The organism is Clostridium magnum DSM 2767 (assembly GCF_001623875.1).
In the GTDB taxonomy this organism is placed as follows: domain Bacteria; phylum Bacillota; class Clostridia; order Clostridiales; family Clostridiaceae; genus Clostridium_AM; species Clostridium_AM magnum.
This window is the reverse complement of the sequence record NZ_LWAE01000006.1, coordinates 173,855-188,437: the sequence shown is the minus strand read 5'-3', so window position 1 is coordinate 188,437 and position 14,583 is coordinate 173,855. Positions and strand designations below refer to the sequence as shown.

14 protein-coding genes, 5 tRNA genes and 1 riboswitch are annotated in these 14,583 nt (G+C 32.2%); of the genes, 2 read left to right on the top strand and 17 right to left on the bottom strand.

Features of this window, described 5'->3' with window-relative positions; all coding sequences use genetic code 11:
• Positions 1 to 456 precede the first annotated feature (456 nt).
• From CLMAG_RS21870 to CLMAG_RS21820, 11 genes are all read right to left on the bottom strand, one after another.
• The gene (locus tag CLMAG_RS21870) at positions 457 to 1,137 is read right to left on the bottom strand and encodes a ComF family protein (protein ID WP_066627516.1); all 681 of its coding nucleotides are present in this window, start codon (positions 1,135 to 1,137) and stop codon (positions 457 to 459) included.
• Positions 1,110 to 2,135, bottom strand: coding sequence for a hypothetical protein (locus CLMAG_RS21865; RefSeq protein WP_066627514.1), 1,026 nt, complete (start codon positions 2,133 to 2,135; stop codon positions 1,110 to 1,112). Before CLMAG_RS21865 ends, CLMAG_RS21870 begins: the two co-directional genes overlap by 28 nt.
• A complete protein-coding gene (gene recD2 / locus CLMAG_RS21860) occupies positions 2,104 to 4,356 on the bottom strand; it encodes an SF1B family DNA helicase RecD2 (RefSeq protein WP_066627511.1) in 2,253 nt (750 codons plus the stop codon). The genes CLMAG_RS21865 and recD2 overlap by 32 nt, the downstream gene beginning before the upstream one ends.
• 134 nt (positions 4,357 to 4,490) lie before the next feature.
• Complete coding sequence (gene metK / locus CLMAG_RS21855) at positions 4,491 to 5,666, bottom strand: methionine adenosyltransferase (protein ID WP_066627509.1); 1,176 nt, start codon at positions 5,664 to 5,666, stop codon at positions 4,491 to 4,493.
• Positions 5,667 to 5,734: 68 nt separating this feature from the next.
• Positions 5,735 to 5,835, bottom strand: a riboswitch (SAM riboswitch).
• Positions 5,836 to 5,894: 59 nt separating this feature from the next.
• Positions 5,895 to 5,979: transfer RNA gene (locus CLMAG_RS21850), tRNA-Tyr, on the bottom strand.
• A gap of 11 nt (positions 5,980 to 5,990) precedes the next feature.
• A tRNA-Thr gene (locus CLMAG_RS21845) sits at positions 5,991 to 6,066 on the bottom strand.
• 19 nt (positions 6,067 to 6,085) lie between these two features.
• A tRNA-Val gene (locus CLMAG_RS21840) sits at positions 6,086 to 6,161 on the bottom strand.
• Positions 6,162 to 6,171: 10 nt separating this feature from the next.
• Positions 6,172 to 6,256 (bottom strand) — tRNA-Tyr (locus CLMAG_RS21835).
• 11 nt (positions 6,257 to 6,267) lie between these two features.
• Positions 6,268 to 6,343, bottom strand: a tRNA-Thr gene (locus CLMAG_RS21830).
• Between the two features lie 37 nt (positions 6,344 to 6,380).
• On the bottom strand, positions 6,381 to 6,572 hold the full coding sequence (locus tag CLMAG_RS21825; RefSeq protein WP_066627507.1) for a hypothetical protein: 192 nt from the start codon (positions 6,570 to 6,572) through the stop codon (positions 6,381 to 6,383).
• Positions 6,573 to 6,672: 100 nt separating this feature from the next.
• Positions 6,673 to 7,410, bottom strand: coding sequence for a hypothetical protein (locus CLMAG_RS21820; RefSeq protein WP_066627501.1), 738 nt, complete (start codon positions 7,408 to 7,410; stop codon positions 6,673 to 6,675).
• Positions 7,411 to 7,513: 103 nt separating this feature from the next.
• On the opposite strand from CLMAG_RS21820, the gene yyaC reads away from it, so the two are divergent.
• Positions 7,514 to 8,050: a spore protease YyaC gene (yyaC, locus tag CLMAG_RS21815; RefSeq protein WP_423231092.1), complete on the top strand. Its 537-nt coding sequence runs from the start codon at positions 7,514 to 7,516 to the stop codon at positions 8,048 to 8,050.
• Between the two features lie 49 nt (positions 8,051 to 8,099).
• Here the strand turns inward: yyaC and mreB are convergent, their stop codons facing one another.
• From mreB to CLMAG_RS21800, 3 genes are all read right to left on the bottom strand, one after another.
• Positions 8,100 to 9,131, bottom strand: coding sequence for a rod shape-determining protein (gene mreB, locus CLMAG_RS21810; protein ID WP_066627495.1), 1,032 nt, complete (start codon positions 9,129 to 9,131; stop codon positions 8,100 to 8,102).
• Between the two features lie 101 nt (positions 9,132 to 9,232).
• A complete protein-coding gene (gene spoIIID, locus CLMAG_RS21805; protein WP_066627492.1) occupies positions 9,233 to 9,487 on the bottom strand; it encodes a sporulation transcriptional regulator SpoIIID in 255 nt (84 codons plus the stop codon).
• Positions 9,488 to 9,766: 279 nt separating this feature from the next.
• Complete coding sequence (locus CLMAG_RS21800) at positions 9,767 to 10,489, bottom strand: M23 family metallopeptidase (RefSeq protein WP_066627485.1); 723 nt, start codon at positions 10,487 to 10,489, stop codon at positions 9,767 to 9,769.
• Between the two features lie 202 nt (positions 10,490 to 10,691).
• On the opposite strand from CLMAG_RS21800, the gene CLMAG_RS32640 reads away from it, so the two are divergent.
• Positions 10,692 to 10,862: a hypothetical protein gene (locus CLMAG_RS32640; RefSeq protein WP_161487019.1), complete on the top strand. Its 171-nt coding sequence runs from the start codon at positions 10,692 to 10,694 to the stop codon at positions 10,860 to 10,862.
• A 100-nt stretch (positions 10,863 to 10,962) separates the two neighbouring features.
• Here the strand turns inward: CLMAG_RS32640 and spoIID are convergent, their stop codons facing one another.
• From spoIID to CLMAG_RS21785, 3 genes are all read right to left on the bottom strand, one after another.
• Positions 10,963 to 12,009 carry a stage II sporulation protein D gene (gene spoIID, locus CLMAG_RS21795; protein ID WP_066627482.1) on the bottom strand — a complete coding sequence of 349 codons (1,047 nt, stop codon included), beginning with the start codon at positions 12,007 to 12,009 and terminating at the stop codon, positions 10,963 to 10,965.
• A 149-nt stretch (positions 12,010 to 12,158) separates the two neighbouring features.
• Entirely contained in the window at positions 12,159 to 13,418 is a 1,260-nt protein-coding gene (gene murA / locus CLMAG_RS21790) for a UDP-N-acetylglucosamine 1-carboxyvinyltransferase (RefSeq protein ID WP_066627480.1), read from the bottom strand.
• Positions 13,419 to 13,440: 22 nt separating this feature from the next.
• Positions 13,441 to 14,133: a YwmB family TATA-box binding protein gene (locus CLMAG_RS21785; RefSeq protein WP_066627478.1), complete on the bottom strand. Its 693-nt coding sequence runs from the start codon at positions 14,131 to 14,133 to the stop codon at positions 13,441 to 13,443.
• Between the last annotated feature and the right edge of the window lie 450 nt (positions 14,134 to 14,583).

The window sequence follows — 14,583 nt, the reverse complement described above, 5'->3', positions numbered from 1 at the left end:
AAGTTTATTTTATGGTTGTACATTTAATTTTTGTTAACTCTATTTTAATACTGTTTACGATAAATTACAAGAGGATAATGTGAGAATTAACAAAATATTGCGTAAATTTATAAAATACTATTTTTTTAAATACTCTATATAACTTTTTTTATTTTATATCTACATTAGTATTATGTTCAAAACTCAAAAAAAAATTAAAGTTATTAATTTTTTTAATTAATAACTTTAATTTTAAATATTAAGCTAGTTGACCTGGTCTTTGACCCCACACTCGCCTGCTGGAGCTTTTGCTACCCGGAATTAACCTCTCACTACTAACACTCTCGCCTTGTAAAACGGCAGGACTTACCTCTAAACCGCACCATGCTCATTAAACATTTTATCTAACTTACGTGGATCGTTTCGCCTGCGACTGGCATCGATTTTCAACCACAAACCTAACTCAATATAATAAAATTATACTCTACTTTTCGCTCCAGTCAATATGGTAATTTCTCCAGCATTACATTTTAATAACTCATATGCACAGCTAAATGCAGTAGCACCAGTGGTTAAAACATCATCTACCAATAAAATTTTTTTATTTATAATAATATTTTTATCAATAATTTTAAAACTATTAAGGACATTATTCCATCTTTCAATTCCATTTAATCCAATTTGATCCTTTGTTTGTTTTATTTTGTCTAAACAATGAATTACTGGTCTATTGATTTCATTGCTAATAACTGTAGCTAAATATTCACTTTGGTTATAACCTCTTTTTCTCATAGATGTCTTTGTCATAGGAATATATGATATAAAATCAAACTGAATATCATTAGACTTTATTACATCTATCATATACTTAGCTATAACCTCTCCAGCCCTAAAATCACTTTTATATTTTAGCCTCAATATGAGTTCCATCATGTTACCAGAATAGTATGATATACTATAATATCTAAACCTAGTATTATTTTGTTCTATAGTAAAAATATCTTCACAAAACTTTATACTTCTTTCACATTCAGTGCAAATAAGATTATCTTCGTTTGTATCCTCTGCACATAAGATACATTTTTCATCAGTGGGGTATATTACCTGTAAAATACAATCCCATATAAATTTTAGATTTTTAACAATCCCATTTCCCATGCCTCTTTATTAAAATTTCTAGTTATACTTTTTGCTTTTTCCATGTCTTCTGTCTCCTCATTAGCTAAAAATATAACCTCTCCTTTCCAATACCTTTCACTTCTCCCCACACTTCCACAAAAATAGGTAAGCTTTTTATAATTAAATCGTAAATCGTCAGCAAAATAAACCATGACATCTACATTTGCAGAATTAGGAAAAACATTTTCAAAGTCATTAGTAATAACAATAACTTTTTTCATTTTTTGAAAATTGGCAATCAGCTTTTTATCAGCTTTGCCTTTTCTAAAACAAATTATGTTTTTACTGATATTACGACAATAATTATTAATATAAAAATAAACATTTTCTAGCTTTTTCTCATCTGGAACACATATTATGACTTTTCTATCAGAGTCTATAGACCATCTTAAATAATCATATATAACAAAGGGTATATCTCTATTGATATCTATTCTTGTTAATATAGTCCTTGGCTCAATTATAGGAATTCTATTATCCTTAATTGGCAATACCAATTCTCTATTGTTTTTTAATACAGGTTCTATAGAATAGACTATTAATCTTGAATCTTCATTAGATATTTTATATATCAAATCTAATATTTCATATTTATCATGACTTGGAAAGCTCCTTATGTCATCATATATAACCAAATCAAATTTCTCCTTTAACTGAAGGGCATTTGTAAAGTTACATATTTTCAAGCTAGAATTAATACTTGTTTTTAAGCTTTTTATATAGGTGTAATCTCTAAAATCTGTATACTTTTTTATTACATTAAGTATATTAACATCATCATAACTTTCATTAGTGATATATATGATCTTTTTGTTTCTTTCCACATAATACAACATTACCTTTAAAAATATTTCTGCAGAATTACATGGGGTAGATATTACATTAAGAAAACGTTCATTTCCAGCACTCCAGTTTAGTATGTCGTTTCCTACCTTTTCTTTTTCATTACTTAGATTCTTCTTCTTGAATAAGAACATCCTCTTCACTCTCCATTATGTCCATTATTCTATATTTTAATAGCGAATACCTTTCAAAGCTTTTATTGTTGTTTATCATAAATTGAACGGCTTTCAAATCTCCTACTAAAACCACTAGTTGTTTTGCCCTAGTTATTGCAGTATACAGCAGATTTCTATTCATTAGTAATGGCGGCCCCATAAACATAGGTATAATAACAACAGGAAATTCACTTCCTTGACTTTTGTGGATAGTTATAGCATAAGCTAAATCAATTTCATCTAAATATACATTTTCATATATAACTTTTCTTTCCTCATCAAATACTACCGTCAGTGTCTGTTTTTCTTCATCTATACTGTCTATATACCCGACATCTCCATTAAAGATACCTACGCCTTCCTTTTCACCTTCACCAGCTATTCTTTCCCATTTTAGCATATAGTTATTTTTAGTTTGCATTATTTTGTCACCGACTCTAAATATCATATCTTTAAATTCTTTTTCTTTCTTCCCTTCATTTTTAGGGTTTAGAATATCTTGAAGGCTTTTATTTAGGTTAGAAATACCTAGCATTCCTTTTCGCATAGGTGAGAGTATTTGTATATGATGCATTTTATTCCAACTGGCATTAAATTTAGGAAGTCTTTTATCTATGAGAGATATTACAGTATCCAAAATTTTATTAGGCTCTTCACATTGTATAAAGAAAAAATCCTTATCTTTTTTATTTAATATAGGCATTTCTCCTTCATTAATTTTATGGGCGTTTACAACAATCATACTTTCTTGGGATTGTCTAAAAATCTCTTTCAATCTTACTACTTTTATACACTTACTTTCAATTAAGTCCCTAAGTACATTACCTGGTCCCACTGATGGTAACTGATCTACATCTCCTACAATTATAATTCTTGTTCCTAGCGATACTGCTTTAAGAAGATTATTCATAAGTATTATGTCTATCATAGAAGCTTCATCTATTATAATTACATCACACTCTAAAGGTGCTTCCTCACCTCTTGAAAACATCAAATTTTCATTTTCATCACTTATCCCCATTTCCAAAAGCCTATGTATAGTTTTCGACTCTCTTCCTGTGGCTTCTGTCATCCTCTTAGCTGCCCTTCCTGTAGGTGCACTCATATAAACCTTCAAACTAGCTTTTTCAAATATTTCGGTTATACAATTAATTATTGTAGTTTTACCTGTACCAGGTCCCCCTGTTATTATTTCAACTCCATTTTCTATTGCTCCCCGTATTGCCTCTTTTTGAGAAGGAGCAAATTCTATACAATTATTTACCTCAAAAGCCTTTATTTCTTCATCTACATTTATTCCCATATCATCATACTTACTCAAAGCTAAGGAAAGCACTTTTTTTGTAACTCCAAGTTCACAATAGTAATAAGAAATAGAAAAGACACAAACTTTATCATCAACTTTTTCTAATTTTAACTTACCATTTACAGAACTATCATATATATTTTCCTCAATCTCCTCTTTTGATACTCCAAGTATATCAACACAATCTTTTATGAGTATTTCTAGAGGTACATATGTGTTTCCAAAGCCACAAAATTGATTTATTAAGTATTTTATACCACTTTGTATCCTAAAAGATGAATTGGATTCAATCCCTAAGCTTCTGGCAATTTTATCTGCAGTTTTAAAGCCTATTCCTGCTATCTCATCCGTTAGTACATAAGGATTTTCTTTCACAGTTTTTATGGAATTCTCCCCAAACCTTTTATGAATTTTTACACATTGGTTTGGTGTTACTCCATATGTTTGTAAAAAAATCATTATATTTCTTACTTCATTCTGCTTTGCATATGACTCGCATATTAGAGCTATTTTTTTCGCTCCTATACCTTCTATTTCTTTTAATCGTTCTATATTCGTATCTAATATATTTAAAGTCTCTTCCCCAAACTTTTCCACAATCTTTTTTGCAGTAACAGGACCTATTCCAGATATTATTCCTGAAGATAAATACCTTTCTATACCTACAATTGAGCTAGGTACTATTTCTTCACAACCATTTACTTTAAATTGCTGTCCAAATTGAGGATGCAGAACCCACTCACCAAATAGTTTCAGGTTTTGACCTTCTAATATATATGGTATACATCCTACTATTGTTATACTTTCTTTTTTTTCCTTAATTCTGGCTACTACATAACCATTCTCTTCATTCTGAAATACTATATCCTCCACAATGCCCTGTATTTCCTGCATAAGACCTCTCCCATTTCATCTTGTATTTCTCTTAATTATCTCTTCATATTATAACATATCCATAACATGTAAATGTTAAACTTTTCATCTGTTTAATTAAAAAGTTCCTATGCATTAAGCATAGGAACTTTCTTCTATAGGAATTTTTTTATTTCTTCAACTTTATTTAATTTTTCCCATGGAACATCGATATCAGTTCTTCCAAAGTGTCCATAAGCTGCTACCTGTCTATAGATTGGTCTCTTTAAATCTAGGTCTCTTATTATAGCTGCTGGTCTTAAATCAAATACTTTATTTACTATATCAATAATCTTGTCAGCTTCTATTTTACCTGTGCCAAAAGTATCTACTGTAATTGATACAGGTTTAGCAACACCTATTGCATAAGCAAGCTGAATTTCTAACTTATCTGCAACTCCTGCAGCAACAAGGTTTTTAGCAACCCATCTTGCAGCGTATGCAGCTGATCTATCAACCTTAGTTGGATCTTTTCCAGAGAACGCTCCACCACCATGTCTTCCTGATCCGCCATATGTATCAACTATAATCTTTCTTCCTGTTAATCCTGAGTCTCCCTGAGGACCTCCAACAACAAATCTTCCTGTTGGATTTATGAAATATCTAGTTTTGTCATCTAAAAGTTCTGCTGATATAACAGGCTTTATTACATGCTCTAGCATATCTTTTTCTATTTGTTCACGAGTTACATCTGGATCATGTTGAGTTGATATTACAATAGTATCCACTCTAACAGGTCTATCATTTTCATATTCTATAGTAACCTGTGTCTTTCCATCTGGTCTTAAGTATTTTAGTGTTTCATTCTTTCTTACTTCTGATAGTCTTCTTGAAAGCTTGTGTGCCATATTTATTGGCATAGGCATATATTCTGCTGTTTCGTTTGTAGCAAAACCAAACATCATTCCTTGGTCTCCTGCACCTATTGCTTCCATTTTATCCATTTCACCCATCTTAGATTCAAGGGCTTCATCTACTCCCATTGCTATATCTGCTGACTGTTCATCTATAGTTGTCATAACCGCACATGTATCACAGTCAAAACCAAACTTAGCTCTTGTGTATCCTATTTCTGCTACAGTCTTTCTAACTACTTTAGGAATATCAACATAACATTTAGTTGATATTTCCCCCATAACCATAACCATACCTGTAGTAACTGTTGTTTCACAAGCTACTCTTCCATTTGGATCCTGTTCTAATATAGAATCAAGAATAGCGTCTGAAATTTGATCACAGATTTTATCTGGATGCCCTTCAGTAACCGATTCAGATGTAAACAATCTTCTCATAATTTATACCTCCATTTTACAAAAATAAAACCTCTTCAATAAGAAGAGGTTAAATAATCTTAACGACTCTCTTATCTTGCAGGATTTTGCTGCAGGAATTGGCACCTTAGCCTAAATGCTGGTTGCCGGGTTTCATAGGGCCCTTTCCCTCCACCTCTCTTGATAAGAGCTTTATTCACTTTTTCTTTTGTTCTAAAAAAATAAAACACTTAAAAAGTGCTTTATCTATGGTGGAGGAAGATGGATTCGAACCATCGAAATCAACGATAACAGATTTACAGTCTGCCCCCTTTGGCCACTCGGGAATTCCTCCATATTTTTTTGTGGTGCTGGCAGCAAGAATCGAACTCGCGACCTACTGATTACAAGTCAGTTGCTCTACCTGCTGAGCTATGCCAGCTTAATAATATTTGTTTGTATGGTGGGCACAACAGGGCTCGAACCTGTGACCCTCTGCTTGTAAGGCAGATGCTCTCCCAGCTGAGCTATGCGCCCATACATATAATGGTGGAGGAAGATGGATTCGAACCATCGAAATCAACGATAACAGATTTACAGTCTGCCCCCTTTGGCCACTCGGGAATTCCTCCGTATTTTTTTTTGGTGCTGGCAGCAAGAATCGAACTCGCGACCTACTGATTACAAGTCAGTTGCTCTACCTGCTGAGCTATGCCAGCTCATTACATTTTGTTGTTTTGTGGCTTCCTAATCGCTTCAACATGGATTAGTATACACTGTTACAAGACTATTTTCAAACGCCATTTTAAGCCATTTAACGCCATCTGTCAATTTTACACCACTATAACTTCCTATATATCCATTTTGCTTCAGAAATCTAATTAATTGAAATTTGTGATGAACAAAAATAACTTCACCAATATAACTTGATGAAGCTACTTTTCTCATGTTAACTTACAGCTATCTAGGATTGATCCTTATATCCGGTGACTACCTGTTCTAATACTCCCACCTGATTCAAGTCTCCCTTTCATACTAAAGTTTTGTTTCATTGCTCTACTACATCCATATTTATAATTTTTTGTGCAACTTCTTTCGCCTTATCATAATCCTTTTCAGATAGCCTTTCCTTAAGTAATTTAACAGTATTCTTTATATCTTGATCACTGCCGCTTTGCAGATATTTTCTCACCTTCTCATAATCAATAGCTGATAGCTTGCTAGCTATTGACAAAAGCTTTGTTTTATCAGAAAGGGTTAAACTATCATTAATTTGAGATCTAGAAACTTTAAATACTGACACATCTTCTTTGGATCCACCGGTTTTATCATTAACAGCTTTATTATCTGGTTTAGCTGAATCTTCACCCTTAGTTTGCTTCACTGAACTTTTTTTACGATCTGATGAGTTAACCTGTTTGTCTGCATTCTCTTTTACATTACCTTCGCTAAAAAAATCTTCCTTATCCTGTGCTAATTCTTCATTCATTTTCTCCATTTTAAACTTTTTATATTGTTCTGATGTAACAGCTGAGGCTGTGATATTACTTGTAGTAGTATCTTTATGTACTTCAATTTTTTTATTTGCATTATCCTCATTGTTTGTATCTTTATTTTTTAACTGGTTATCACTTTGTTTTTCTAAATTAATGTATTTTTTATTTATCACTAAAATTTTACTCTTGATGAAATTTGTTTCGTCATTTATTTTATCTGAGAATATCATTATTAAAATACTAATTACTGTAAATAAAATCACAATACATGATTGAATTTTTTTATTCATAAACACACCCTCCTTGCACCTATGTTATTATCTCTTAAAATTAAATTTTTATTCTTATTAGCTTAATATTTCATAAATTTAGTTCATATAAATTATCAAGGAGGTGTATCTATTGAATAGAATAAGGGCTGATTTTAAGAATCCATTATCGTATTATGAACTTGCATACTTTTTAAAGGATTATATTAACAAGGATACAATTATAGTATGTATCGGGACTGATAGATGCATAGGGGATTGCCTTGGCCCCTTAGTAGGAACACTACTAAAATCTAAAAATTTCCCCCTACCTGTATATGGCACAGTTTCAGACCCTATACACGCTTTAAATATTGATAAAAAGTTAAATGAAATCAAGCTATTGCACACTGGCAGTAATATCATAGGTATAGATGCATGTCTTGGCGATTCAGACAGTATAGGCGAGATTCAAGCTAGGGACTATCCAGTTCATCCAGGAAAAGGGGTAGGAAAGTCTTTACCCAACGTTGGCGATACTTCTATAATAGGCATAGTAGATTCTAATGATAATGACGAGATATTTAATAGTAATAATATACGATTAAACTTAGTGCTAAGTATGGCTAAAGTTATAACTCATGCTTTAATCCATTCCTATTATCTTACTGAAATAACTTAAATAGAAAAGCAAAATCCAAATAATAATTTAGGATTTTGCTTTTCTATCATTAATCTATTAAAGTTATATCATCACCAATAAATGTAACTTCCATTTTATCTAAGTATTCCAAAACTTTACCTGTTCCCATTGCCACACAGGACACTGCATCATCAGCTACATATACCGGTACTTTTGTTACTTCTTGTATCAAATTACTAAGTCCGTTTAATAAGGCTCCCCCACCAGTCATCATTATACCTTTATCAGCTATATCTGCTGCCAATTCCGGTGGTGTTTTTTCTAGTACTGCATGAGTTATTTCTGCTATTGCATTTACAGTTTCTCTTAATGCTTCCCTCATCTCATCTGAGGATACTGTTATATTCTTGGGAAGACCTGAAATCAGGTCCCTTCCTCTTATTTCCATAATCACTTTTTCTTCTCTCTCAAATGCAGATCCAATATTTATTTTTAAGTCTTCTGCAGTTCTTTCTCCAATCATCAACTTATGTTCTTTCCTTATATATCGCATGATTGCCTCATCGAACTTGTCTCCCGCAACCTTGATAGATGATCTTACAACTATTCCCCCTAAAGAAATAACCGCAATATCAGTAGTACCTCCACCAATGTCAATAACCATGTTTCCACTTGCTTTTGTGATATCAATACCTGCTCCAATAGCAGCTGCTAAAGGCTCTTCTATTAAAAAAACTTTTTTCGCCCCAGCATTCTTAGCTGCATCAATTACAGCTCTCTTTTCCACTTCTGTAGCTTCACAAGGTACACATACTACAACCCTAGGGGCCGACATTCTTCTTTTGCCACAAGCTTTTGATATAAAATACTTTAACATTTTTTCTGTTATATCATAATCAGATATAACCCCATCCCTTAATGGACGAATCGCCACAATATTACCAGGCGTCCTACCAATCATTTGCCATGCTTCTTCTCCTACAGCTAGTACCTTATTTTTATTTTTATCTATAGCAACAACTGAAGGTTCTTTTAATATTACGCCCTTGCCTTTAATATAAACAAGAACTGTGGCTGTACCCAAATCAATTCCCATATCGGTTCCTATACTAAAAAACATTCCTTTTTCACTCCTACTCTTCCCCACATTTTTTATAATAAAAACATGAAATATGTCTATTTTTATTATATATTCACATTTCAATTATAATAGGAATGTTTTTAACCTTCAATAGCTTTATATTTCATTTTAGTTGCTTTACCGCCTCTTATATGTCTTTCTGCTTTATTATAATCCAAAATAATTTTAGCTTCTTCGGCAATTTGAGGATTTATTTTAGGTAACCTTTCTGTCATATCTTTGTGTATGGTACTTTTGCTTACTCCAAAAACTTTCGCTGTTTTTCTTATTGTAGCTTTTGATCCTATAATATATTTTGCTACTTCTAAAACTCTTTCTTCAATGTAATCTTTCAACGTGGTACCTCCTTAATCCTTCTATATTTATAAATATGCTGTTTCGCATTTTTAAATTCATTTTATGGGCCATTTTCCGATGAAGTTAAGACTTGAATCAGGTGGGGTCTGTCTTCGACTCCGGGGCATTGCCCGTTAAATGCCATTTAGGCATCTAACCCCCATCTGATTCTTAGTCGAACGAATCCAGGGACGTAGCCGCTCTTTACTCCCTCTTAGAGAAGAGGGAGTATTAGAGCGGGTAGTCATCGGATAAACTTCTCGGAAAATGGCTAATTATTAATACTTTAAATATTTTGCGGGATCAACAAAGTCTTTTCCCTTTAAAATTGCAAAGTGCAAATGGTCACCATACTTTTCATAAGCTGATCTTAATGTTGTTTTACCAACTGAGCCTATAACTGTTCCTTTAGTTACTGATTGACCTTTTGTAACTTTTACTTTGGAATCTAAGTTAGAATAAACTGTTTTTAATCCATTTTGATGATTTATAACAATTTCTACTCCATCTTGTGTAGCACTATTAACTGACTCTACCTTTCCATCCATTGTAGCAACTACAGGTTTTCCTAAATCGGACTTTATATCATAGCCTAAATTAGGTCTATAACTAGCTGTTGATTCCCAGTAAACAGGATCTTCGGAATAAGCTCTTGCTATACTTCCTTCTACAGGTTTTTGAAAACTAGTATTTACTGAATTAGAAACTCCTTGTGAACTTTCTCCAGTCTTAGGAGCAACAGTTTCAGAATTACTACCTTTCTTTACTTGAAGAGCATTATCATAATTTAAAGAAGGCTCATTACCAGACTTAGCAACTTCTTTACTTGAATTCTGTTGTACTGCATTACTTTGCTTAACTGCTGTATTATCTATATGTTTATTGTTTTTTGCAGTTAAAACAGCTACGGTAGCTACTACACATAAGCAGACAAATAATACTACATAAAATCCCTCCCTTTTAAAGAAATTTAATGTTTTGTTGAAAAATTTTTTGTCCATACGAACACCTCCTTTTTGTAGTTTGTCCAGAGCACAGTAAAAAATACATATTTTATGAAATTTTTTTTCTATTATTTTCATGTTTTTTTGACAAATAAAAGATAGGATTAGAAACCTCGCAAAAGTTTCCAATTCTATCTTTTATCTTATAACTATACGCTCTAATACTCCCTATTATGAAAGAATTCATCCAAGCAGTTATATGCCGGAGTATAAGTTAAGAATTAAGAACGAAGAGTTAAGAGTGAAGGATAATTTTTCTCCACTTTGTTTCGAAAAATTTTTAATTCAAGTTTCCATTTCATTGAAGCAAAGCTCCGATGGTATTAAATTTAGATTTTCTGTAGATTTAGCGAAAGAAAATCATCCATAACTCTTAATTCTCAATTCTTAACTCTTAACTAAATTTTATCAATTAGGAATAAAATATCCCTGGTATAAGTCAAGTTTCAGCTGTGGGCATATATACTTTATTAATTTCTAAAACTATTAATACTAGTAATCTTTGTCCCTTTATAATAATGTTCTAATATATCTTTGTAGCTTTTTCCTGATTTAGCCATAGCATTAGCTCCCCACTGACTCATACCGACACCATGACCATAACCAATGCAACTTATTTCTATATTACTGGAATTGAATTTTATGTTAAAATTAGCCGAGTTCAGTCCCATGATACTTCTAAATTTAACTCCAGATAAAGTTATCCTGCCTACTTTAATTTCTTTTACTGATCCACCCTCGTTTCTGCTTTTTATCTCTACACTATTTTTTAATGTTGCTGTTGTTAGTCCTGAATTGGAGTACTCAGCATTAATTTTGCTTATAAAATTCCCATATGAAACTTTCACTGTACTTCTATATTTTGGTGCTAGTTCTTCGCCTGGACTACTTACACTCTTTAAATAAGAAGCATCCTCTGAAAAAATATCAGAGCTGTTTTCTGTTTTTCCACTACTAACGGCAAAAAATAAAGGTTCCATTACTAGCTTTCCATCATCAGTTAAAACTTCGCCTGCTGTTTCCTTTACAGCATCACTTACCTTATTCCAATACTCATCTTTTTTACTTTGAGGCCAAGACTTTAATCTATCCTCTTTATGAATAAACACTTGACACTTTACAGTATCATCCACATTTGCTCCTGTATTACTTTTATATTTTTCTCCTCCAAATTCCTCCATATGTGCTAAGGCAAAGGTTCTTGCAGCTACCGCCTGAGATTTTAATGCCTCTGGCGCAAACTCAACAGGCATTTCTGCTGAAACAACTCCTCTAACATATTCTTCAAGGAACATTTCTTCTATTTTATTTTCCTTTGTTATAAATACTTTTATTTTTGGTATTCCATTGGCTTCGTTAAATACTATATCATCTGATTTCATAAGAAATTCAGGAATAATAGCTTTATTTTGACCAAAACCCACAATAAATACTGAGAGTGATACTATAAAAAATATACTCATTAAAACTACCCAAAGAAATCTTTTTAAGTGTATTGAGATAATAATTCTTCTCATTCCGTAACCTCCTAAAACTCCTTTGTGAAATACAGTATAAGTTTATTTTTAATGTATCAAGAATATTACTAATTTTTCAGCCCATGAAAAAAGGAGAAGATTTTTGTTCTAATCTTCTCCCTTAATAAATATATTAATAGAGGGGAGTTCTATACATTTACTCTTTCTATATCAGCATCTAACCCCTGAAATTTTTTCTCTATGTCAACATAGCCTCTATCTACATGGTATATATCAGTAACTTGAGTTTCTCCCTCAGCAGCTAAGCCACATAATATAAGAGCTGCCCCAGCTCTTAAATCAGTTGCTCTAACTTCTGCACCTGTAAGCTTATTAACACCTTCTATAACAGCGCTTCTTCCATCTATTTTTATATTAGCTCCCATTCTTTTCATTTCAGCAGCATGCATAAAGCGATTTTCAAAAATTGTTTCTGTTATTATACTAGTTCCATGTACCGTAGATAATAATCCTGCAATTTGCGACTGCATATCAGTGGGAAAGCCTGGGTAAGGCATGGTTTTAATATCAATAGGCTTTAGGTCTCCTGTTCCATCTACAACCATAGTATCTCCTTCTATCTTTATAAAAACACCAGCTTCAGTTAGCTTTGCTATTACAGGCTTTAGATGTTCTTCATTAACTCCATTAATTTTAATTCTGCTTCTTGTTATAGCCGCAGCTATCATAAAGGTACCAGCTTCAATTCTGTCATATATTGGTCTATGTGTTGTTCCCCTTAAGCTCTTAACTCCAATAATACGAATTGTTCCTGATCCTGCTCCAATAATATTAGCTCCCATACTATTCAAAAACTTTGCTAAATCTTCAATCTCTGGTTCTGCTGCTGCATTCTCTATAATGGTTTCACCTTCAGCCATAACTGCAGCCATCATTATGTTTTCAGTAGCTCCTACAGAAGGAAAATCTAGATAGATTTTACTCCCTATAAGCTTTTTAGCATATGCTTCTACATATCCATGACCTACATTTACTTCTGCTCCAAGAGCGCTGAATCCCTTTAAGTGTAAATCTATTGGTCTTGTTCCTATATTGCAGCCCCCTGGTAAAGATAACTTGAATCTTCCAAATCTAGATATCATAGGTCCCATGAGTAGAAACGATCCTCTCATTTTTCTTACTAGCTCACCGGCAGGTTCGCAATCTTTTATAGCAGTACTATCAATTATAATTCTACTATCCTTTCTATTTACATCTATTTCAGCACAAACACTTCTAAGCACGTCACTTATAACAAAAACATCTTCTAACATAGGTGCCTGATCAATTATACACTTATCATCACTTAATATACATCCAGCGATAATAGGCAATACTGAGTTTTTTGCAGCACTTATATTTACCTCACCTTTTAATATATTTCCTCCCCTAACTATTATTTTACTCATATTTATCCTCCATTCACAATTGCTAGTATGTTATAATTAGTTCAGGCGTTCCAATAATAATATAGCTACCTGAGGAGTATTTACACACAGCATAGTTAAAATCTATTTTTTCACCATTACTTTCAGTTGAATCATATCTTTTTGTATAGGCTGTAGTGCTATATCCATTTTGTAGAGATATAGTATTAATATTAGTTGCTCCATGTTCCCTTAAGATTTTTAATATATCTTTATTTGTTAAATTAATATCATCATTTAGCACTTTGGCTTTCAGATACGTAAAGTACTTAACATTTACTTTTCTATCCCCTAAACATTGTTGTAACTTACTTTTTAGTTCTTCTAATGAATTCTTGTTATCTTTCTTTACAATACTTATAGTTACAATACTATGATTTTCATAATGCATAGTTTCTATGTAACCATTTACATTATTTTTCCTAAATTCTACACAATAAGCTTGTGGATTATTCAATGTATTTGTACTCCATCCATCATGAAAGTCTAATCCTTTTAATATATCATTACATATATCTTCTCTATTTTCATCCGTTGTAAACTCTGCTGTTATACCATACTCTACTGTATCACTATGTGTTCTTTTTAAAATATCATCAAATATGTCTGAGTTTCCTTTAGTTAAGGAAAAACCTGTCATCAACAATATGATTGTAAGTATTAACAATCCCTTTAGTATATTAGATCTTCTTTTCATTCTATCTACTCTGTACTTAATTTATACCCTACAGAGTTCTCCACCCCCTTCGTTCCCATTAAAATTATGGACAACTATTTCCTGATATATTCAATTTATCAGAGAATAATTTATTACTGATTTGTAAATTAATTACCATAGGGGAGTGAAGGATATTTAAGAAATGTGAAATAACTCCTAAAAAATACTATTAAGTAGATTTTATAGGTTATAAACTATTCTTATTTTCAATTATCTATTACGGGGTTGTCTTGGTTTTTGTATACTACCAATATATAAGTATGTATGGCAAAATGTGCAACTTTTTAAAAAAGAGATGAAATAAAAAAACAACAGAAAGTCTATTAAACTCCCTGTTGTTTGAAAAAATGAACTTACCCGATCACTACCCGCTCTAATATTCCATCGTATATGAAAGAGGGAATAAAGAGCGGGTACGTCCCTGGATTC

Excerpts from the sequence above, each read along its gene's own strand:
- CLMAG_RS21870 (WP_066627516.1), bottom strand. The coding sequence starts at position 1,137 with ATGGGAAATGGGATTGTTAAAAATCTAAAATTTATATGGGATTGTATT.
- CLMAG_RS21865 (WP_066627514.1), bottom strand. The coding sequence starts at position 2,135 with ATGTTCTTATTCAAGAAGAAGAATCTAAGTAATGAAAAAGAAAAGGTA.
- recD2 (WP_066627511.1), bottom strand. The coding sequence starts at position 4,356 with ATGCAGGAAATACAGGGCATTGTGGAGGATATAGTATTTCAGAATGAA.
- metK (WP_066627509.1), bottom strand. The coding sequence starts at position 5,666 with ATGAGAAGATTGTTTACATCTGAATCGGTTACTGAAGGGCATCCAGAT.
- CLMAG_RS21825 (WP_066627507.1), bottom strand. The coding sequence starts at position 6,572 with ATGAGAAAAGTAGCTTCATCAAGTTATATTGGTGAAGTTATTTTTGTT.
- CLMAG_RS21820 (WP_066627501.1), bottom strand. The coding sequence starts at position 7,410 with ATGAATAAAAAAATTCAATCATGTATTGTGATTTTATTTACAGTAATT.
- mreB (WP_066627495.1), bottom strand. The coding sequence starts at position 9,131 with ATGTTTTTTAGTATAGGAACCGATATGGGAATTGATTTGGGTACAGCC.
- CLMAG_RS21800 (WP_066627485.1), bottom strand. The coding sequence starts at position 10,489 with ATGGACAAAAAATTTTTCAACAAAACATTAAATTTCTTTAAAAGGGAG.
- CLMAG_RS32640 (WP_161487019.1), top strand. The coding sequence starts at position 10,692 with ATGCCGGAGTATAAGTTAAGAATTAAGAACGAAGAGTTAAGAGTGAAG.
- spoIID (WP_066627482.1), bottom strand. The coding sequence starts at position 12,009 with ATGAGAAGAATTATTATCTCAATACACTTAAAAAGATTTCTTTGGGTA.
- murA (WP_066627480.1), bottom strand. The coding sequence starts at position 13,418 with ATGAGTAAAATAATAGTTAGGGGAGGAAATATATTAAAAGGTGAGGTA.
- CLMAG_RS21785 (WP_066627478.1), bottom strand. The coding sequence starts at position 14,133 with ATGAAAAGAAGATCTAATATACTAAAGGGATTGTTAATACTTACAATC.